Source organism: Bradyrhizobium sp. BRP19 (assembly GCF_020194195.1).
GTDB classification, from domain to species: Bacteria; Pseudomonadota; Alphaproteobacteria; order Rhizobiales; family Xanthobacteraceae; genus Bradyrhizobium; species Bradyrhizobium yuanmingense.
The window spans coordinates 149,565-169,863 of sequence record NZ_JADYVZ010000001.1 but is presented as its reverse complement, the minus strand read 5'-3'; the positions used below and the strand labels follow the sequence as shown (position 1 = coordinate 169,863).

Here is a 20,299-nt window from a genome sequence, read left to right as displayed (position 1 = left end):
AAAGTTGAGTTCGCGGAGACTCCCCCTCACCCGAATTGCTTCGCAATTCGACCTCTCCCCGCAAGCGGGGCGAGGTGAAGAAAAAGACATCACTGGGGAGAAGACAATGAAGAAGGCCTTCTGGGCTGCGCTGATTGCTGTTCTCGCTGTTGCAGGCGCCGCGCGCGCCGACGATTTTCCCTCGCGTCCCATTACCATCATCGTGCCGTTCGCGGCCGGGGGCCCTTCGGACGCAATGGCGCGGGTGCTCGCCGAGCGTATGCGGGTGCCGCTGGGCCAGCCGGTCGTGGTCGAAAACGTCACCGGAGCAGGCGGCTCGATCGGTGTCGGCCGTGCCGTGCAATCGCCGCCCGACGGCTACACCATCTCGTTCGGCCATCTCGGGACCCACGTCGCCAACGGCGCCGTCTACAAGCTCAAATTCGACCTCGTTGCCGATCTCGAGCCGGTGGTGCTGCTGCCGAGCAACCCGATGATCGTGGTCAGCAAGAATGCGGTGCCCGCGACCTCGCTGAAGGAGCTGATCGACTGGCTGAAGTCGCGGCCGTCGCCGCCGACCGCCGGCACGGCCGGCGCAGGCTCCGGCAGCCACATCGCCGGCGTCTATTTCGAGAGCGTCTCCGGCATCAAGTTGCAATACGTGCCGTATCGCGGCACTGCACCGGCATTGAACGATCTCATCGCCGGCCAGATCGACATCATCGTCGACCAGACCTCCAATTCCATCAGCCAGGTCCGCGCCGGCACCATCCGCGCCTATGCCGTCACCGACGACAAACGCCTCGCCTCCGCACCCGAGATCCCGACCGCGGAGGAGGCGGGCTTGAAAGGCTTCAACATGACGCTGTGGTCGGGCATGTGGGTGCCGAAGGGCACACCGAAGGAGATCGTCGCAAAGCTCAACGCCGCGGCCGTAGAGGCGCTGAACGATCCTGCGGTGCGCAAGCAGCTCGAAAGCCAGGGTCTCGAGATGACACCCAAGGATCAGCTCACGCCCGAAGCGCTCGGCAGGCGGCAAAGGGCCGAGATCGCCAAATGGTGGCCGATCATCAAGGCGGCGAACATCAAGGTGGATTGAACCGGGCGGCGCACTCCTCGCGGCGTCACCGCCGCGTTTGCTGGCGGCGGGGCGCTCACGACGTGGTTTGGTGACCTGGTGCCAGCGCACGGTCCAGGCATTGCATCAGATCCGAGGCGGCGAACGGCTTACCGAGAAAACAGATTGCGCCCGCATCGAGCGCCCGCACACGCACGCCCTCATCCGGGAAAGCTGTGATGAATATGAACGGCGTAGCCGACCCCTGCGCCCGCATTTGCGTCAACAGATCGATTCCGCTCATCAGCGGCATCTGCACGTCGGCGATCACGCATGAGGTGTCGCTCGAATCGGTCGAGCTCAGGAACTCTTCCGCCGAGGCGAATGTGTGGACGTTGTATCCGCGCGATTCCAGGAGATTGTTGATCGCGGCCCGAACGTAGGGGTCGTCGTCAAGCACCGAGATGACCGAAGCCACTGACAAGACGTCCGCTCCTCGCCGGGAATTACGCTTGCCGTCGCCACGGCTAGAACATAAAGGCGCAAGGTGGACCTGCCGGTCACGATTGGAAACTCATACTTAGGTTTGTGCATCGGGCTTGTTCGGGCCAATCCCGAGCGCCTCGCTCATTCTCACGAGATCGGCCAGCGACTTCGCGCCCATCTTCCGCATGATCTGGCCGCGGTAGATCTTGACGGTGATTTCGGCCAATCCGAGCTGGGCGGCGACCTGCTTGTTCATCAGGCCGGACGTCACCAGTGACAATACGTCTCGCTCCCGCGAGGACAGTGACTCGAAGCGTGATCTGACCGTCGAGACCAGCCTGTTGAGGTCGCGGCGCTTGCGGTCTCGCTCGATCGCGGCCTGAACTGCGTCGAGAATGTCCTGATCGCGGACCGGCTTGGTCAAGAAGTCGATCGCCCCGCTCTTCATGGCCCGAACCGTCATGGGGATATCGCCATGACCGGTAATGAAGATGATAGGCGTGTGGATATTTGCCTTTGCAAGGTCGGCCTGCAGCTCGAGGCCGCTCGTTCCGGGCAGGCGGATGTCGAGCACCAGGCAGCTCGGGACGTCTGGCGGCTTGGCCTGGAGGAGCTGCGGCGCCGAGCCGAATGCTTCGACCTTGAGACCGACCGACTCGAACAGATTGGTGAGCGCACGGCGCATGGACGCGTCGTCGTCGACGATGAGGACAAGGGGCTGATCGCCGTCCTTCTGCGGCGGCGAAGATTCCGCGCGCTCGGTCACGATGCTTCCTCTCGGTGGAGAGGCAAGGTGATCTGAAAAGTCGCGCCGCGCTCCTGATTTGGTATGGCGGAAAGTCGTCCGCCATGGGCCTCGATGATCGATCGACAGATCGACAGGCCCATGCCCATGCCGGAGGACTTCGTGGTGAAGAACGGCGTGAACAGGCGGTCTATCGCCTGTTCGCTGATGCCGGTTCCGCAGTCGGAAACGCTCACCTGCATCGCGCTATCGCCGCTCGCCTGTGAGCGAATCGCCAGCTCGCGCGGGCGATCGTGGACGTCTGCCATGGCCTCGATCCCGTTCATGATCAGGTTGATCAGGACCTGCTGCAATTGGATGCGATCGCCAAAGATCCTCGGCAGTGCCGACGACAGCTCCATGCGGACGGACACGGCGTGGCTGGCCATCTCGCGTTGAACCAGCGCGACGGCCTCCCGCACGACCGCATTGGCGTCGAGCGGAACCATCTCGATGTCAGAACGCTTGGCGAGCGCCCGAACGTGACGGATCACGTCGCCGGCACGCCTGCCGTCCTCGATGATCCACTCGACCGAGCGGCGGGCCGCTTTGAGATCCGGCGGACTGCGCTGCAGCCAGGCGAGGCAGGCGTCGGCGTTTGCGATCACTGCAGCGAGCGGCTGATTGATTTCGTGGGCAATCGAAGCGGTCAGCTCACCCAGTGTCGTGACACGTGTCACATGGGCGAGCTCGGCCTGGGCCTTGCGCAGCGCGTCTTCGGCTTGGTTGGCCCGGATGGCGGCGGTTACGTCCGTGCAAACGCCACGGTAGCCCAGGAAAGTGCCGTCCGCGTCGAAGAAGGGCTTGCCGCTGGTCCGGACGTAGATCGGCTGCCCACTACGGTCTTTGCTGCGGTACACCAAGTCGCGGAACGGGACGTGGGCGTCGAGCGCCGCTCGATGTTGTCGCCATTTTTCGGGCTCGAGAGCGGCGTCGGGCGCAATGTCCCAACGCGTGAGCCCGATCAGGCCGGCGGGGGCGGTGTTGGTATCGGAGTGCTCGGATATCTGGGTGACCCGGTGGTCCGGCCCGGTTTCCCAGAACCAGTCAGACGCGGTTTCGGCATAGTCGCGAAAGCGCTGCTCGCTGTCACGAAGCCTGCGTTCTGCCTCCTTGGTCGCGGTGATGTCGGTGACCGATCCGACGAACTCAACGCGACCGCTCGCATCTCGCGTTGCCCGTGCCACCGCTCGGACGTATTTGATGGAACCGTCGGGCATCACCAGCCGGTATTCGTGATCATAGTCCTTGCCCTCGCGCGCCGCCCGGCCCGTCGTCTGCTGCACAGCGAGCCGGTCCTCCGGATGGATCCGCTGGAGCATGAAGGGGATCGCGGGCTTCGTCCCTTCCTCGCATTCGAAGATGTGATAGGTCTCCTTGGACCAGGTGATCTCGCGGGTTGCGGCCTTCCAGCCAAAACTACCAGTGTGGCTCAATTCCTGCGCCTGGGCGAGATAAGCCTCGCTCTGTCGCAGCGCGTTCTCGGCCTCCTTCCGTTCGGTGATGTTCTCGCAGGCGACCAGCACGATCGGCCCGCCATTGGCCCGCAGCATGGCCTTGGCGTTCTCGCGCACCCATAACTTCGAGCCGTCCTTGCGAACCTTCCGGATTTCCCAGGTGTGTGACTGATCAAGGGTCTTGAGGCACAACGCGACACAGGCGCGGACAGTGGCGCGATCTTCCGCGAGGAAGACATCCAGCACGGATCGGCCGATCAACTCCGCCGGCGTGTAGCCCAGCTGCTCGGCGCCGAATGTGTTCACGTTGATCACGGTACCGGCCGGATCGACCATGAAGTACATGACCGGCGTGTGCTCGAAGACCTGCTGCCACTGCTTGACGGCCTCGAGCAAGTCGGCAGCATTAGGATCAGTGCGCTGCTTGGCGGGAACAGCTTGCCTCAGGCAGCCTACGAGGAATTGCGCGGCTGACTTCCCGAACGTCGCTGCCCGGCCAGGCTTCATCGCTGGCGCTCCCGGCGCTCTCTGCGTGAACAGAAGTAGAGCACGTTGCGGCGAGAGGAGCAATTCCAGCCAAAGTCGGGTCGGCTATCATGACGTTCGCCTTTGGACTGTCCGCTCGCCGCCGGGTCCCTTGCGGCGCATCAAGGACACCATGCCGGCCAAGGTTTCACGGTGACCGTGCAGCCGGTGCGTCGTGCGCCGTCTCGTTGAACTCGGGCCGCGTGGGCCCGGGCGAATACGGGACAAACTTAGGTATAGCTCCTCCATGCCTAGACATGTCGGCCATTTTACCTCCGTACAATTGAGCGTTTCGTGCCCGGCGGACTAGCCTCTCGACCATCGGGAGTGTCGAAGCGAACAGCCGAGAAAAGCGCAAGCAACAGAGGGAGACAGCAATGTGCGATATGTCGGTACTTCCTGAGCGTCGCCCATCGGCGTCCGAAAGTTGCTCCTCAGTCAAGGGCTGTGCGGTGTGCGGCGGCAAGTTTGGCCTGATCCGCTACTATTCCTGGCGCACGGCGCTCTGCTCCAAGAAGTGCGTTGATCGTTTCCGCACGCGAAGCGAACGCGACCGCCGGTGGTTGTTTCGGGCCCAGGTCGCATAAGGCTGGATTGGAGAGTTGATCCGGGAGGCCGTGCGTTGAACCGCTCATGCAAGCTCTTCTGCTGGATCGTTCTCATCGCCCCCATCGCGGCCGGCCAGGCACAGGAGACGGGACACGGTGCCGTTCATCGCAAGCACCCACCCCAGGACCAGGCGCTGCACGAAAAGTTCTATTCCACCTGGCACATGCCTGATAACCCGAGCCTCAGTTGTTGCAACAGCGCCGACTGTTATCCGACCGACATCAAGTACATCGACGGCCAGATCTATGCGCGGCGCCGGGAGGACGGGAGATACATTCTGATCCCACCGCAAAAGGTGGAGCGAAACAGGGATAATCCGGACGGCCGGAACCATCTGTGCGCTCCACCGCCCGCACTGTCTCCGCTCGACAGCGTTTACTGCTTCGCTTTGGGAGGTGCCACATGAGATTCGCTTTCGTGCTGGTCAACGGCCGGACCCCCTTCCGGCAGACCTCGTGCATGCAGTGCTGCGAGCCGATCAGCGGCAGCTATTTGCGCGAGATTGCGACCCGTCTGCCTTACTGCGATCATCAGTGCTACGCGCTGTTCTGCGAGACGCTCGCCAAAGATGGCGTGAGAGCGGCTTCATGAAATTCGTGGTGGTCAATCACGAGCCGCCGTTGCACGCGGCCGCGTGCAGCACATGCTCGCGGTCGCTCCGCTCCGGCTATGTCCGCCATGCGCGGACGCAGCGCCGTTACTGTGACGACGATTGTTACCGGCGCGGCGAATTCTCCACGCTGTTCATGCAGTGGCCGGTGCCTGGGCGGACGGAACCAATTGCCGGCAAGGTCGAGCTCGCCGCTGGCAGCATGATCCAGACGTTGACGGTGATGAGTGCCGTCTGGTGCTGGGGCTGCACGATCACTGCCTGGACCTTCGCGAGAGCTTTGACCGGCGCCTATTTGGACAGTCGCGACCCGATCACGATGGAAGGAGGTGACACCTAGAGCATGATCCGGAAAAGTGTGAAGCGGTTTTCCGAAACGATCATGCTCAAACAATAACGTAAAGCGCGATGACGATTCATCCTAATCGCATCGCGCTTTAGCTGCGCGGCTGCACGCGCGTAGAAGCCGCAGCACCGTATTCTTGCAGGCGCCGCGTCCAGCCCCGGCGGCGTTGATCAGGGAATGGGTGCTGCGGCCGCCGCTGGCTCCGTTGCGCTGGCCTCGTGCGTCACCACGCGCTGGTCGCTCTTGCCGGCGATCATGCTGCTGCCCTCGAACCTTGCCCGGTAGACCAGCACGTTCTCCATCACGCGCTGGACGTAGTTGCGCGTCTCGGACAGCGGGATGCGCTCGACCCAGTCGACCGGATCGATGTTGGGGTCCCGGGGATCACCGCGCTTCTGCACCCATTCACGCACGCGGCCGCGGCCGGCATTGTATCCGGCGAAGGTCATGATCTGGTTACCGCGATATTCCGAGAACAGCGCGCTGAGCTCGGCGGCGCCCATCTGCGTGTTGTAGACGGGGTCGGAGACCATCCTGTCCCAGTCGTAAGTCAGGCCGAAGCGCTTCGCGGTGTCGCGTCCCGCTTCCGGCGTCACCTGCATCAGCCCGACCGCGTTGGCATGCGACTTGTCGCGCTGCTCGAACGAGCTCTCGGTGCGTGCCACCGAATAGATCACGCTGGTCTCGATCGCCGGTGCGACCTGCTTGTGCTCGGGGATGCCGATGGTCGGGAAGGCGTAATAGTCGAGCGCGAGCCCGCGCGCCAGCGCGGTCTTGCCGACCTCCAGCATCACGCGCGCATCGTTGCGCCGGCCCGCAAGCTCGCCGAGCGCTTCCAGCGCGGCGACGTCGGTGCTCTCTTTGGCGAAATCCTCGGCGTAATAGAACACCATGTCGCGCTCGCCGATGCCGTAGAGCATGTCGGCGGCGCGCACGCGCTCGTCCGCAAGCTGCGCATCGGCCGAGGCCAGCACCGGCGAGGGCGGACGCAGTTCGATGCCGTCGAGGCCGAGCCTGGCGCGGGCGAGCTGGCCGTAATAGGCGGTGTGATAGCGCGCCGCCGCCCGGTAGCTCATGCGCGCGTCGGCCGCCGCGCCCATGGCTTCGGCCGCGCGGCCGCGCCAGTAATGCGCCCGCGACAGCGCGATCGGATTGGACGAGCCAGCGTCGATCGAGGCGAAATGCACCATCGCCGTCTTGGGATCGTCGAGATAGCGTAGCGCGATCCAGCCGCACATGAAGTGATAGTCGACGCGGTAGACCTCCTTTTCCGGCACCGCGGCCGTGTGCACCACGTCATAGGCGATCCTGGCCTTGCCCTGATCGAGCAGCTTGCGCGCCAGCATGCGGCGCTCGCGCCACCAGGCATCGGTGTCCTGCGCGGCCATCATGTCGGGCTTGGCAGCGAGGATCACCTCGGCCGCGTCGTCGATGCGGTCGTTCTGAAGATGCCACTGCGCGCGGCACAGCACGTAACCGAGATCGCGTCGCTCCTCGGCCGCGACGTCCTCGAGCAGATCCTTGGCCTTGCTCGCCTTGCCGGTGACGGCGGCGCAGGCCTTCACGATCGCGAGCGCGTCCTCGCCGAGCCGCTTCGCCGCGCGCCGCGCGCCTGCATAATCCTTGGCGCCGAGGCGCTTGTCCATGCGCGCGCGGTGATCGTCGGCGGACAGAAGGTCGCCGAACGCCGCATAGGAGTCCTCTTCGCTCCGCTCGGACAGTTCCTCCGCGCGCCAGGTTTCCCGGACCAGCCGCGCAGCCCTGTCGGTCTCACCTTCGGCGAGCAGGACGCGCGCGAGTGCGAACTTGCCCTTGGCGCTGGTCGGGCGATCCATCGTGAACTTGTGCACGATGGCCGCGTCGGCCTTCTCCTGCCACAGCCGTGCCTCGGCACGGCGGCGAAGCAGGGCGCTGCTCGGCCAACCGGGATTGGCGGCGAGGAAGGCGGCGTAGCGCTTGAAATTCGCGGTACTGTCGGGATGGCGCAGCATGAACCAGTCGGCGAGCTTCTGTCCGGCAGGGTCCGTGATGCGGTCGCGCGCAGCGCTCGCGTCTTCGGTCTTGCCCTTGCGCGTCAGGTCGATGGCGTCCTTGAGCGCGGCAAGATCGCCGGTCAGCGGCGGCTTGGCCGCGGGCTCCTCGACCGCCTTCTTCGATTTGCGCTTGGCCTCGGCGTGCTTGCCGTGCCGCGCTTTGCCGGCGGAGGCGTGGCGGTGCTTGCCCGCTTTCGCCTCATGCGTCTTCTTCGGTGCGGATGATTTTTGACTGCTCTTCGCCGCAAGCTCGGTGGGAAGGAGGGCCATCGCGGCCACGGCAACGACACACGCGAGCGAGCGTAGGCACTGGTTCATTGGATGGTCCCCCCTGCGAAAACCATTACAAACCAAGGTCCGCGACATGCGGCTTGCGAATCAAAGTACCGAACGATGCGTCGGCATCGTGTCGCATCCTCAGGCTGTCGCAACAATGCGGCAAAATACGGATTGGAACTGGGGAACTTCCGAAGTGACGGAAGAGGCAGTGGCTTTATCCTTTGTTAACGATCTGGACTCGCGCGACGATTGCGCACGGTACAAGACGCCGGAACGGCCAGATTGCGCGTGTTCCCTCGGCGAAATCCGGTGTATGAGTTCCTTCTCTTCATCCTTTCAACCTTTGCCTTGTACCTATGCCGATTTTCAACCAGTCGATCCGGCGCAAGATCGTCGGCATCGCGCTCGGATTGATCGTCCTGATGCTGGTCACCTCGATCCTGTCGATGGTGATGTCCAGCCAGGTCGGCATTTTGCTCGACGAGCTGACCAACCGCTACATCCCGGCCTATAGCCATCTGGCGCGCGCGAACATCCGCTCGCTGGAACGGGCGCTGGCGCAGCGGCGGATGGTGATGACCAGGATGGAGGCGCCGTCGGACGAGGAGGCCTACGCGGCGCGGCTTCGCGACTTCGAGGCCTTGGACCGCAATTTCGAGCGGGAGGCCGAGGCCGCTCGCAAGCTCATCAACGCGATCATCGACGACCCCAGGACGTATTCCGACAACGCCGCGCTGGCACGGCTCGACGTCCGGATCGAAAGCTCCGTCACCGAGCTGCGGCGCGATCTGGACGAGGGCAATGCGAAACTGCTCAAGCAGGTCGACGCCAAGGATATGGCCGCGGCCCGCGGCACGCTGGAACACCTCGACACGCTGCGCGATGCGTTCAACCGGAAGGTCGATGCGATCCGCGCCGACATGCTGGCGCAGGTCTATTTCTCGACGTCTCAGGTGATCGGCCGCCAGCACCAGACCATCATCGTGTCGGGGGTCGTAACCCTGCTCGCGGCGATCGTCGGCTTCGTGTTTGCGCTGCTGGTGAGTAGCGGCATCACGCGACCGGTGCGCCTGCTGCTGGCCGGCGCCCGCGAGGTCGAGGCGGGCCGGTTCGACAAGCCCATCACCGTCTCGACACAGGACGAGATCGGCGAGCTCGCTGCCGCCTTCAACCGCATGATCGAGCAGCTCAGGCACAACGAGCGCATTCGCGAGACCTTCGGCCGTTACATCGACCCGAAGGTGGTGCAGGGCCTGATCGACCGGCCGGAGGTCGCCATCGACGGTGAGCGCCGGGTGATGACCATCTTGTTCTGCGACATGAGCGGCTTCACCTCGATGAGCGAGGGCATGACGCCGCGCGGCCTCGTCAAGGTGATGAACCACTACTTCACCGTGATGTCTGCTCCCATCAGGAACAATCGCGGGATCATCGACAAATATATCGGCGACGCCATCATGTCCTATTGGGGGCCGCCCTTCATCGAGGAGGAGGAGCAGGGTCTGCTCGCAGGGCTCGCCGCCGTCGAGATGACCGATCAGGTGCCCGCGCTGCAGAAGCAGCTGCCGGACCTGCTCGGCATCCGCGCCATGCCGGCGCCGTGCGATCTTCGCGTCGGCATCGCCACGGGCGAGGTCCTGACCGGCAGTATCGGTTCCGAGCTGATGATGAGCTTCACCGTGATGGGCGATGCCGTGAATCTCGCCTCGCGGCTGGAGGCCGTCAACAAGGTCTACGGCACCCGCATCCTGATCTCGCAGGCGACCGCGGACGGGATCGGATCGCGCCTGGAATTGCGCGAGATCGATCGTCTGGCGGTCGCGGGCCAAAGCGCGCCGCAGGCGATCTTCGAGCTGATGGCGAGACCGGGCGCGCTCAGCGATGCGCAAGTGAGCTTGCGCACGCATTATGCCGATGGTCTCGCCGCCTATCGTGCGCGGCGCTTCGACGAGGCCCGCGCCGCCTTCAACGCGGCGCTCGAGGCGGTCCCCGGCGACGGCCCCTCGCGCACGATGCTCGGCCGCATCGCTCAATTTGTGGCCAATCCGCCGGATCCCGATTGGGACGGCGTCTGGCGGCTGGAGCAGAAATAGCCGTGCTTTGCGGTCGGGCACGCCGCGCCGGAAAAAAAGATGCTACTCCATAACGATGTTCGCCGTGACCTATTTCCCGGGCTTAGGTTGGATGTCCATGAGGCGTCTGATGGGGACACGCCGATGACACATCTCGAAGACAGGCTGGAACGGTTCGAGACGCTCAGCGCCGAATGCGAGCTGATCGCCAAGCTCGCCACCGACAGCAGCAAGCGCGAGTTCTATTTGAAGCTCGGGGAACAGTACCGTCAGCTGGCCGTCGATATCCGGCAGGCGATCGCGACGACGGCTGCGGCCTGAGCCGGCTGAAATCCGTTCTTAACGTTTGGCGCGCATCCTTGGAGCAAGCGAGCATCGCCGGTCGGTGACACTCGTTGGTGGGAAGGCCGGGGTTCGCTGCAATGCAGCGCGCCTCGTGAGTGTGATTTGCCATGTCTGACAGGGCAATCCCATGCGCCTCGTTGCAGTGATCATATTCGCGCTCATGACGGCGGCCTGCGATCAGGAGCAGGACATCACCGGCTCGACGAATCCGGCCTGTCCGTTGCGCAACTACAGCTACAATCCACGCGACATGAACCAGTGCGTCAGCGCCTGCAAAACGTGCGACCGCGGCACGACGGTCACCTGCACGACCTCCTGCACCCTCAAGGGCGCCCGCTGAGCACTTTGCGGATGCGCGGAACCGGTAGGGCCCTCGAGCCAATGCCGGCGGTGCTGGAGCACCGGAACGATTCACATGCATTAATCATTGAAGGAGGCGGCAGGACGCGGAGTCCAATGGAATGGGTATGCTCGATCCCGGTCGATTTCTGGTGTCGTGCTCGCATTGCGATGCCTGGCCGATGGCGGCCAATGTGAAACGGTCGAGCTGGTCGGCGTCGCCGCACGAGGTCCGCTTCGTCTGCACGCGTTGCCGCCGCGAAGAAACGGCGATCGTCTCGGCCTCCGGCGAATTGACCCCCATCAAGCGCGTCGATGCCCCGCCACGCGATGTCGCTGTCGCCTGGGCCCAGGCGCAACGCTCGCGCGGGCGGTCCTGATGTTCGGCGTCGCCGTCTCGTCGGTGTTTCGCTTCTCTGTCAATCTGCCCGCATAAAAATATTCCGCTTTACCGAAATTCGGAAATGACGTATGTGTCGCCCATCCCGGCTCAATCTCGAGGGGCGATCATGAGGTCGTCATTGTCGCGAGCCGGGCTTGCGGTGGACGCGGCAGCGTCGTGTACGAGAGGCCAAGGGTGGGGCGGATTGCTCTCCGTGAGCCCGAGGCTTCGTACGGACGAGCGGCGCTGTCAGGTTCGTCGCGCCGGCATTTCGATGGCAACGTGCACAACGCCGTCGAACCCTGCGGCGCCAACGAACCGCGCGTACGGCAAAACCGTGTGGTCCTGGCCGTCGTTGCTACGGTCAAGCTCTGGCGAATGCGGCCCTCGCGTCAACCGGCGCGGCGCCGGTGACTTTCGCGGGAGCGAGGGAGGCCAGAGGGAACTCGGCTCCCGGGAGAGCGCGGCATAAGCCGTCCGACCATCGCGCAGGGAAGGCCGTGTGTTGGGCTTCACCTGTATGCTGCTGTGCGGTTCTTCCTGCGTGTGCTCTAGCGCAGCGGACCGCGGGTGCCGCCGGCACCCGGCCTTCCCTGCGCCCTCTTGCATCTGAGGGCGGCGAGACGAAGCAAAGCTCGGGCGAAGCAGCCGCGAGGCCGAGTACGCACGTCTGCGTCCACACATTCGGTGTCATCGCCCGGCTTGACCAGGCGATCCAGTACTCCGAGACGCCAGTGATTGAATCGAGAGGCCGCGGCGTACTGGATTCCCCGCTCCAGTGCGCGATTGCGTACAAGGCGGGGAATGACAGTGTTACTTGGAGAACGCAGCGTCGCCTCACACTCCGTCATTGCGAGCGCAGCAACTTGTCCGCCGAAGCCTTTGGCGAAGGCGGAAGCAATCCAGAATCTTTCCGCGGCGGGAATCTGGATTGCTTCGTCGCAAGGGCTCCTCGCAACGAGGAGGAGAGTGCGAGCGCTAAACTCTCTCGTGCCCCGGACGCAGCGCAGCGTCCCCCCGGCGATGCGAAGCATCGTCCGGTTCGACGATGCGCTGCCGAGCCGGGGCCCATCCATCTGCGCCGTACCATGTCGCCCTGGGTCCCGGCTCTGCGCCGCAACGCTCCACGCGTTGCAGCTTGTCCGGACACGGGCGATGCGCATCGCTTCGCGTGGGGCCGCCGCCGACTCACTTCGGGAATGCCCGCCTGTCGTCCAGAGCGGATGTTCTGTGCCTTCCGAAAGATCTCAGGTTGTGGATCGTCACTTTAGCGAGGTATCTGCGTAAGCAGACCCGTGTCTTCCCGGTAACGATTGTGCTGTCTGTGCAACACCCACATCGGATTTAACCCTTATCACCGGCGGTTCGCATCGCCGCCGCTTTTTGGCCACACCCGAACATGAATAAAATCGCTCTAATGTTTTAAGGGCAGTGGCGGTCTTCGAAGGCGACGAGAAAATCCCAAGGTCGATTCAAATCTTGGCTCTGATTTTTCGGGTCTGAAAGGGTTGGCCGGAGAAGCTGGTTGCGATGGGCGCGAAGATCAACAAGCAAAGGCTGCCGAGCCGTCACGTGACGGAAGGCCCTGCGCGCGCGCCGCACCGGTCCTATTTCTACGCCATGGGTCTGACCACCGAGCAGATCCACCAGCCCTTCGTCGGCGTCGCCTCGTGCTGGAACGAAGCTGCTCCCTGCAACATCGCGCTGATGCGTCAGGCGCAGGCGGTGAAGAAAGGCGTCGCGTCCGCCGGCGGCACGCCGCGCGAATTCTGCACCATCACCGTGACCGACGGCATCGCCATGGGCCATGACGGCATGCGCTCCTCGCTGCCGTCGCGCGAATGCATCGCCGATTCGGTCGAGCTGACCGTGCGCGGCCATGCCTATGACGCGCTCGTCGGGCTCGCCGGCTGCGACAAGTCGCTGCCGGGCATGATGATGGCGATGGTCCGCCTCAACGTGCCCTCGATCTTCATCTATGGCGGCTCGATCCTGCCCGGCAATTTCCGCGGGCAGCAGGTCACCGTGCAGGACATGTTCGAGGCGGTCGGCAAGCATTCGGTCGGCGCCATGTCGGACGAGGACCTCGACGAGATCGAGCGCGTCGCCTGTCCCTCGGCCGGCGCCTGCGGCGCGCAGTTCACCGCCAACACCATGGCGACCGTGTCTGAGGCGATCGGCCTCGCGCTGCCTTACTCGGCCGGTGCCCCCGCACCGTATGAAATCCGTGACGCCTTTTGCATGACCGCGGGCGAGAAGGTGATGGACCTGATCGCCCAGAACATCCGGCCGCGCGACATCGTTACCCGCAAGGCGCTGGAGAATGCGGCCGCCGTGGTCGCTGCATCCGGCGGCTCGACCAATGCTGCGCTGCACCTGCCTGCGATCGCGCACGAGGTCGGCATCAAGTTCGACCTGTTCGACGTCGCTGAAATCTTCAAAAAGACACCATATGTCGCGGATTTGAAGCCGGGTGGCCGTTATGTCGCCAAAGACATGTTTGAAGTAGGTGGCATACCGCTTCTGATGAAGACGCTGCTCGACAACGGCTTCCTGCACGGTGATTGCCTTACCGTCACGGGCCGCACGATCGCCGAAAACCTCAAGAGCGTGAAATGGAATCCGCACCAGGACGTGGTGCACCCGGCAGACAAGCCCATCACCGTGACAGGCGGTGTGGTCGGCCTGAAGGGCAATTTGGCGCCAGAAGGTGCGATCGTGAAAGTCGCGGGAATGTCCAACCTCAGGTTTACCGGTCCGGCCAGGTGCTTCGACCGTGAGGAGGACGCGTTCGAGGCGGTCCAGAACCGCACCTACCGCGAAGGCGAAGTCATCGTGATCCGCTACGAGGGGCCGAAGGGCGGTCCCGGCATGCGGGAAATGCTCCAGACCACGGCAGCGCTGACCGGCCAGGGCATGGGCGGCAAGATCGCGCTCATCACCGACGGCCGCTTCTCCGGCGCCACCCGCGGCTTCTGCATCGGCCATGTCGGGCCGGAGGCGGCGGTCGGCGGCCCGATCGGGCTGCTCGAGGACGGCGACGTCATCGAGATCGACGCGGTGGCCGGTACCCTTAACGTAAAATTGAGCGACGCCGAGCTCGCCCAGCGCAGAACCAAATGGAGCGCCCGCGCGACTAACCACACGTCGGGTGCGCTCTGGAAATATGCTCAGCAGGTTGGACCGGCGGTCGGGGGGGCAGTGACCCATCCGGGCGGCGCGCACGAGAAACAGTGCTATGCGGACATTTAGGCGTGCCACAGTTGCGTTTGTGTTGGGGGCGGCTGCGCTGGCCGCGCCGGCGTTCGCCTTCGACGGTGCGCCGGTCAACCCGAAGGATGCCACCATCCCGGTCGTGACGACCTTGCCCGGCGCTGCGGGTGCGGTGCGCACCAAGGTTCCGCCGCAGGTCGCGACCCAGGAAACCTCGCTCACCGCCTTGCAATATGCCGCCGAGGGCGGCCACCCCATCGCGCAATGGAAGCTCGGCCGCATGTACGCCAACGGCGACGGCGTCGCCCAGGACGATTTGCGTGCCTTCGAATATTTCAGCCGGATCGCCAACGCGCATGCCGAGGACAGCCCGTCGGCGCCGCAGGCGCAGATCGTGGCCAACGCCTTCGTCGCCCTCGGCCGCTACTATCTGGCCGGCATCCCGAATTCGAAGGTCAAGGCCGACCCGGACCGCGCCCGCGAGATGTTCTCCTATGCCGCATCCTATTTCGGCAACGCGGACGCGCAGTACGACCTCGCCCGTCTGTACCTGAAGACCCCGGACGCCTCGCGCGAGGACTACCGCTATGGCGCGCGCTGGCTTGGCCTCGCGGCGCAGAAGGGCCAGCATCAGGCCCAGGCCTTGCTCGGTCAGATGCTGTTCAACGGCGACCGCCTGCCGCGGCAGGCCGCACGCGGCCTGATGTGGCTGACGCTGGCGCGCGACAGCGCCGGTGCCGACGAGGTCTGGATCAAGGAAAGCTACAACCGCGCCTTCGCCAAGGCCTCCGACGACGACCGCGCCATGGCCCTGCAAATGCTGGAGCAATGGGTGCAGGGGCGTCGGGAGTGATCGGCTGAGGCGGCCTTAAGCCGCCTCGAGATCGAGATCCGCCCACACCGGCACGTGATCCGACGGCTTCTCCCAGCCGCGCACATAGCTGTCGATGCCGACATTGGCGAGCTTGTCGCTGGCCTGCGGCGACAGCAGCAGGTGGTCGATCCGCAGCCCCTGGTTCTTCTGCCAGGCCCCGGCCTGGTAGTCCCAGAACGTGTAGAGCCCGCCCTCGTCGGTGACGGCGCGCAAGGCGTCGCTGAGGCCGAGGCCGAGCAGGGACTGGAAGCTCTCGCGCGTCTCGGTCTTGAACAGCGCGTCCTCGGTCCAGGCGGCCGGATTGTGCACGTCGCGGGCATGCGGGATGACGTTGAAGTCGCCGGCCAGGATCAGCGGGACCTCCTCCTTGAGTCGCTCCTTCGAATAATCAAGAAGCCGCGACATCCATTTGAGCTTGTAGGGATATTTATCGGTCCCGACCGGATTGCCATTGGGCAGATAGAGGCAGGCGATGCGCAGCACCCCTCGCTTCAGCGTCACCACGCCTTCGAGGAAGCGGGCATGGCTATCCTCGTCGTCGCCGGCGAGGCCCGACTTGGTCTCGTCGAACCTGAGCTTGGAGAGCAGGGCGACGCCGTTGAACGTCTTCTGCCCGTGCGTCACCACGTTGTAGCCGAGTGCCTCGATCTCCAGCCGCGGAAAGGCCTCGTCGACGCACTTGATCTCCTGCAGGCAGACGATGTCCGGCTGGCACTCTTTCAGCCAGGTCAGGAGCAGATCGATCCGCTGCCGGACCGAGTTCACGTTCCAGGTGGCTACTCTGATGGGCATTGGCAGGGCTCCGGGCGGGGGTCTTGGTTAGAACAAAATGCAAACGCACCCGTCAAGCCGGCCGCAAAATCTCCCACAAAATTAACCCGGCTTAAGCAGGCCGCAGGCCATTGTTCGTCAAGAGGTTCCTCGGATGGATGGCCGGACAAGGCGATGAATCGAACTCAGCCGCGTGACGGCCTGATCGGCGCGTTCCTGTATTGGCTCGGCGGCTTCGAGATCGAGGACGGTCTGACCGCCGATCTCAGCGAGCGCGAGATCCGCCGCATCCGCGCCAAGCAGATCGACGCGGTGACCCAGCTGATCCCTGTGACGATGGCCGTGACGATGCTGAACGTCGCCATCGTGCTGATCCTGTTCTGGGGCAGGGGCTGGAACGACTTCCTCGCGATCTGGGGCCTGACGCTCGCCGCCACCGCTTCGCTCGCGGTGCGCGCGTGGCACAAGTCGCATCAGAACCCGCCGCAGGAGACATCGCCGCACGCGGCGCGGCAGATGCTGCGGCAGGCGTTTTTTCTCGCCGCGATCTGGGGCGCGCTGCCGCTCGCTCTGTTCAGCCGCATCGAGCCGACCAGTCAATTGCTCCTGGCCTGCCTGATGGTCGGCATGATGTCCGGCGGCGCTTTCACGCTCTCGACCTTCCCGCGCGCGGGCCTCGTCTATCTCGCGACCATGACGATCGCCTGCGCCGGCGCGCTCCTCCTGTGCGGCACCGGCCCATATCTGGTGACCGCCGTGTTCCTGCTGCTGTTCGCATTTTTCATGGCGCGTAACATCGTCTCCCAGGGCAACCTCTTCCTCGGCAATCTCAAGGCCCAGCTCGAGCTCGAGCGCCAGACCGAGATCATCTCGCTGCTGCTGAAGGATTTTCAGGAGAACGCCAGCGACTGGCTCTGGCAGACCGATGCAGAGGGACGTCTCGTCGACGTGCCGCAACGCTTCGCGGACGTCGCGCAGCTGCCGCTTCCGCTGCTGAAAGGCGCGCAGTTCGCCGACGTGCTCGACATGCTCTGCCCCGAGGACAAGTCAGCGGCCTACAACATCGTCGGCCTGATGGAGCAGGCCGAGCCGCTGCACGAGATGAATCTCAAGGTCGTCGCCGGCGGCGAGGCCCGGCTGTGGTCGCTGACGGCGAAGCCGGCCCATGATCGTGACGGTCATTTCCTCGGCTATCGCGGCTTCGGGCGCGACGTCACCGAACGCTGGCGCGCGGAAAAGGCCGAGGCCGAAAGCCGCGCCAAGTCAGACTTCCTGGCGGTGATGAGCCACGAGATCCGCACGCCCATGAACGGCGTGCTCGGTCTTGCCAGCATGCTCCTCGAAACCAGGCTCGATCCGGAGCAGCGCGAGGCCGTCACCACGATCCGCGAGTCCGGCGACAACCTCCAGCGCATCCTCAACGACATTCTCGACCTCTCCAAGCTGGAAGCAGGCCGCTTCCAGTTCGAGGCGATCGACTTCGCGCCGCAGGCGCTGGTCGAGACGGTTGCGACCGTGGTGCGCGCCAGCGCCAAGAGCAAGGGGCTCACGGTCAAGGTCGAGCTCGATCCGAACCTGCCGCCGACGCTCCGCGGCGACGTCGCGCGCATCCGCCAGGTGCTGCTCAATCTCGCCTCCAACGCGGTGAAGTTCACCGACGAAGGCGAGGTGACGATATCGGCGACCTGCCAGGCGCGGCGCGACCTGCTGGCGACCGTCGAATGGACGGTGACCGACAGCGGCATCGGTATCGCGCCCGACAAGCTCGACCTGCTGTTCAGCGACTTCGCCCAGGCTGATGCCTCGATCAGCCGTCGCTTCGGCGGCACTGGCCTCGGCCTTGCCATCAGCAGGCGGATCATCGAGCAGATGGGCGGCACGATCGGCGTCATCTCGACGCCGGGAGAGGGCTCGACCTTCCGCTTCACGCTGGTCCTGCCCTGGAGCCAGGCGCAGGCGTCCGATCAGGCTGGCGGCCGCGACGAAGCCGACGAGCTCCAGGCCCGGATCTCCGGTCTCGACCGGCCGCTGAAGGTGCTGGTCGCGGAGGACGATGCGGTCAACCGCATGGTCGTGAGCAAGATGCTGGGGGCATTCGACATCGAGCTGCGTGTCGTCACCGACGGGACCGAAGCCGTCGCGGCAGCCTGCGAGGGCAATTACGACGTCGTGCTGATGGACGTGCGCATGCCCGACATGGACGGGCTCGCCGCCACCCGCGCGATCCGCGCGCAAGGCGAGCGCTTCGAAGCCATGCCGATCATCGCGCTGACCGCCAATGCCTTCCCCGAGGACATCAAGATCTGCCGCGAAGCCGGCATGTCGGACTTCCTGGCCAAGCCGCTGCGCAAGCCGGCACTGGTCGGAGCGCTCCTGCGGGCGCTGGACGGTCACGTCATGTCGGAGGACGCACCGCTCCAGCCGACGTTGATGCCGGTCGAGGTGGCCTGGACGGACGAGGAAAGGGAGATAACGGGCGCGTAGGCGCGCTAGACCGAGAAGCTCGTCCCGCAGCCGCAGGACGCGGTGGCGTTGGGATTGTTGACGCGGAACGAGGCGCCGATCAGGTCGTCGACGAAATCGACCTGCGACCCCGCCAGGAACGGCTGGGAGGCGGAATCGACCAGCACCACCGCATTGTCCTGCTCGATCACGAGATCGTCGTCGGTGCGGGCGCGGTCGATGTCGAACTTGTACTGGAAGCCGGAGCAGCCGCCGCCCTCGACCGAAATGCGCAGCATCGCGCCCGAGCCTTCGCCCTTGAGGATCTCCCCAATCCGGCGTGCGGCCCGGTCGCTGATGGTCACGGCAGTCGTCATTGCTGGTCTCCGATAGTCCCGGCGTCATACCCAATTCATTTGGTATCCCTCGCCCGACATAGTTAAGTGCCACCATACGCAGAATCAAATGGATAGGGACTAAATTCGCCGTGTCCGTCGGAATGGCAGCCCCCCGCGCGCCCTATGCCTGCGACCCCGATCGCAGCCGCGGCCGGCTGGTCGCCGAGCCTCCGAGCCGGACCCGCAGCCCGTTCCGGCGCGATTGCGATCGGGTGATCCATTCCACCGCGTTCCGCCGCCTCAAGTACAAGACCCAGGTGTTCGTGTTCCACGAGGGCGACCACTACCGCACCCGGCTGACCCATTCGCTGGAGGTGGCCCAGATCGCCCGCGCGCTGGCCCGCCAGCTCGGGCTCGACGAGGACCTCACCGAAACTCTGGCGCTCGCGCACGATCTCGGTCATCCGCCGTTCGGGCATGCCGGCGAGCGGGCCCTGGACGCCTGTCTGAAGGCGTTCGGGGGCTTCGACCACAATGCCCAGACGCTGCGCGTCGTGGCTTCGCTCGAGCACCGCTATCCCGAGTTCGACGGGCTCAACCTGACCTGGGAATCGCTGGAAGGCATCGTCAAGCATAACGGTCCGCTGACCGACCGCAGCGGCGCCCCGGTCGGGGGCTACCGCGAGCATGGCGTTCCCGTCGGGATCGCCGACTACGTCAAGACCTACGATCTCGAATTGTGGAGCTTCGCCTCGCTGGAGGCGCAGGTCGCCGCGATCGCCGACGACATCGCCTATGATGCCCACGACATCGATGACGGTCTGCGCGCCGGCCTGTTCCAGCTCGACGATCTCAAGGTGATGCCGCTGACGGCGGAGATCATCGCCGAGACTGCGGCGCATTATCCCGATCTTGAAGACGTCCGGCGCGGTGCTGAGCTGGTGCGCGAGCTGATCTCGCACCTGATCGGAGCGGTGTTTGCGGAGACAGGGAAGAACCTCGCGGCCGTGAAGCCGCAATCGGCCCAGGATGTCCGCCGGCAGAGCCGGGCGCTGGTCGCGTTCCCCGCCGAAGTGGCCGAGGAAGAGGCCGCCATCAAACGCTTCCTGTACCAGCACATGTACCGCCACGCGCGGGTGATGCGGGTGATGGGCGAGGCCGAGCAGATCCTGTTTGACCTGTTCGCAAAATACCTGACATCTCCCAGCGAGCTGCCGCCGGAATGGCTGCTGGGGTCGGAGGCGGACGATGAGGGCGACCGGGCCCGCCGGATCGGCAATTTCATCGCCGGAATGACCGACCGTTTCGCCCTGACCGAGCACCAGCGGCTCTTTGACTCGACCCCGGATTTGCGTTAG

General features: G+C 64.7%; 18 protein-coding genes. 12 read left to right on the top strand and 6 right to left on the bottom strand.

The genetic code is table 11. The features are described from left to right. Positions 1–106 precede the first annotated feature (106 nt). Positions 107–1,078: a tripartite tricarboxylate transporter substrate binding protein BugD gene (locus I6F36_RS00830; protein ID WP_225143401.1), complete on the top strand. Its 972-nt coding sequence runs from the start codon at positions 107–109 to the stop codon at positions 1,076–1,078. A 55-nt stretch (positions 1,079–1,133) separates the two neighbouring features. Here the strand turns inward: I6F36_RS00830 and I6F36_RS00825 are convergent, their stop codons facing one another. From I6F36_RS00825 to I6F36_RS00815, 3 genes are all read right to left on the bottom strand, one after another. Then, positions 1,134–1,520 (bottom strand): response regulator transcription factor, encoded by a 387-nt coding sequence (locus tag I6F36_RS00825; protein ID WP_109143649.1) that lies wholly within the window; start codon positions 1,518–1,520, stop codon positions 1,134–1,136. A 96-nt stretch (positions 1,521–1,616) separates the two neighbouring features. Next, positions 1,617–2,288, bottom strand: coding sequence for a response regulator transcription factor (locus I6F36_RS00820; protein ID WP_128265721.1), 672 nt, complete (start codon positions 2,286–2,288; stop codon positions 1,617–1,619). Next, positions 2,285–4,270: a PAS domain S-box protein gene (locus tag I6F36_RS00815; protein WP_225170885.1), complete on the bottom strand. Its 1,986-nt coding sequence runs from the start codon at positions 4,268–4,270 to the stop codon at positions 2,285–2,287. The genes I6F36_RS00820 and I6F36_RS00815 overlap by 4 nt, the downstream gene beginning before the upstream one ends. Before the next feature lie 640 nt (positions 4,271–4,910). On the opposite strand from I6F36_RS00815, the gene I6F36_RS00810 reads away from it, so the two are divergent. From I6F36_RS00810 to I6F36_RS00800, 3 genes are read left to right on the top strand one after another with little or no spacing between them, the layout of a single operon-like run. After that, positions 4,911–5,303 carry a hypothetical protein gene (locus I6F36_RS00810; protein WP_036031659.1) on the top strand — a complete coding sequence of 131 codons (393 nt, stop codon included), beginning with the start codon at positions 4,911–4,913 and terminating at the stop codon, positions 5,301–5,303. Then, positions 5,300–5,488, top strand: coding sequence for a hypothetical protein (locus tag I6F36_RS00805; protein ID WP_036009825.1), 189 nt, complete (start codon positions 5,300–5,302; stop codon positions 5,486–5,488). Before I6F36_RS00810 ends, I6F36_RS00805 begins: the two co-directional genes overlap by 4 nt. Further along, positions 5,485–5,847: a hypothetical protein gene (locus tag I6F36_RS00800; RefSeq protein ID WP_225156881.1), complete on the top strand. Its 363-nt coding sequence runs from the start codon at positions 5,485–5,487 to the stop codon at positions 5,845–5,847. The genes I6F36_RS00805 and I6F36_RS00800 overlap by 4 nt, the downstream gene beginning before the upstream one ends. A 176-nt stretch (positions 5,848–6,023) precedes the next feature. Here I6F36_RS00800 and I6F36_RS00795 read toward each other — a convergent pair whose 3' ends face one another. Next, the gene (locus I6F36_RS00795) at positions 6,024–8,204 is read right to left on the bottom strand and encodes a lytic transglycosylase domain-containing protein (protein WP_225170884.1); all 2,181 of its coding nucleotides are present in this window, start codon (positions 8,202–8,204) and stop codon (positions 6,024–6,026) included. Between the two features lie 317 nt (positions 8,205–8,521). Between I6F36_RS00795 and I6F36_RS00790 the strand changes: the two genes are divergently transcribed. From I6F36_RS00790 to I6F36_RS00765, 6 genes are all read left to right on the top strand, one after another. Next, on the top strand, positions 8,522–10,258 hold the full coding sequence (locus I6F36_RS00790) for an adenylate/guanylate cyclase domain-containing protein (RefSeq protein ID WP_225170883.1): 1,737 nt from the start codon (positions 8,522–8,524) through the stop codon (positions 10,256–10,258). Positions 10,259–10,381: 123 nt separating this feature from the next. Further along, complete coding sequence (locus I6F36_RS00785) at positions 10,382–10,558, top strand: hypothetical protein (RefSeq protein ID WP_192893196.1); 177 nt, start codon at positions 10,382–10,384, stop codon at positions 10,556–10,558. A gap of 151 nt (positions 10,559–10,709) precedes the next feature. Then, positions 10,710–10,922 carry a hypothetical protein gene (locus I6F36_RS00780; protein WP_109143656.1) on the top strand — a complete coding sequence of 71 codons (213 nt, stop codon included), beginning with the start codon at positions 10,710–10,712 and terminating at the stop codon, positions 10,920–10,922. 121 nt (positions 10,923–11,043) lie between these two features. Further along, positions 11,044–11,301, top strand: a complete 258-nt coding sequence (locus I6F36_RS00775; protein ID WP_036009816.1) for a hypothetical protein — start codon at positions 11,044–11,046, stop codon at positions 11,299–11,301. A 1,532-nt stretch (positions 11,302–12,833) separates the two neighbouring features. Further along, positions 12,834–14,555 (top strand): dihydroxy-acid dehydratase, encoded by a 1,722-nt coding sequence (gene ilvD, locus I6F36_RS00770; protein ID WP_036012786.1) that lies wholly within the window; start codon positions 12,834–12,836, stop codon positions 14,553–14,555. After that, on the top strand, positions 14,542–15,369 hold the full coding sequence (locus I6F36_RS00765; RefSeq protein ID WP_225112491.1) for a tetratricopeptide repeat protein: 828 nt from the start codon (positions 14,542–14,544) through the stop codon (positions 15,367–15,369). The genes ilvD and I6F36_RS00765 overlap by 14 nt, the downstream gene beginning before the upstream one ends. A 15-nt stretch (positions 15,370–15,384) precedes the next feature. Here the strand turns inward: I6F36_RS00765 and xth are convergent, their stop codons facing one another. Then, positions 15,385–16,182: an exodeoxyribonuclease III gene (xth, locus tag I6F36_RS00760; protein WP_036028256.1), complete on the bottom strand. Its 798-nt coding sequence runs from the start codon at positions 16,180–16,182 to the stop codon at positions 15,385–15,387. A gap of 153 nt (positions 16,183–16,335) precedes the next feature. On the opposite strand from xth, the gene I6F36_RS00755 reads away from it, so the two are divergent. After that, positions 16,336–18,645: an ATP-binding protein gene (locus I6F36_RS00755; RefSeq protein WP_225170882.1), complete on the top strand. Its 2,310-nt coding sequence runs from the start codon at positions 16,336–16,338 to the stop codon at positions 18,643–18,645. Positions 18,646–18,650: 5 nt separating this feature from the next. Here the strand turns inward: I6F36_RS00755 and erpA are convergent, their stop codons facing one another. Further along, positions 18,651–18,980: an iron-sulfur cluster insertion protein ErpA gene (gene erpA, locus I6F36_RS00750; protein WP_024342679.1), complete on the bottom strand. Its 330-nt coding sequence runs from the start codon at positions 18,978–18,980 to the stop codon at positions 18,651–18,653. Positions 18,981–19,090: 110 nt separating this feature from the next. Here erpA and I6F36_RS00745 point away from each other — a divergent pair, with 110 nt between their 5' ends. Next, entirely contained in the window at positions 19,091–20,299 is a 1,209-nt protein-coding gene (locus tag I6F36_RS00745; protein WP_225170881.1) for a deoxyguanosinetriphosphate triphosphohydrolase, read from the top strand.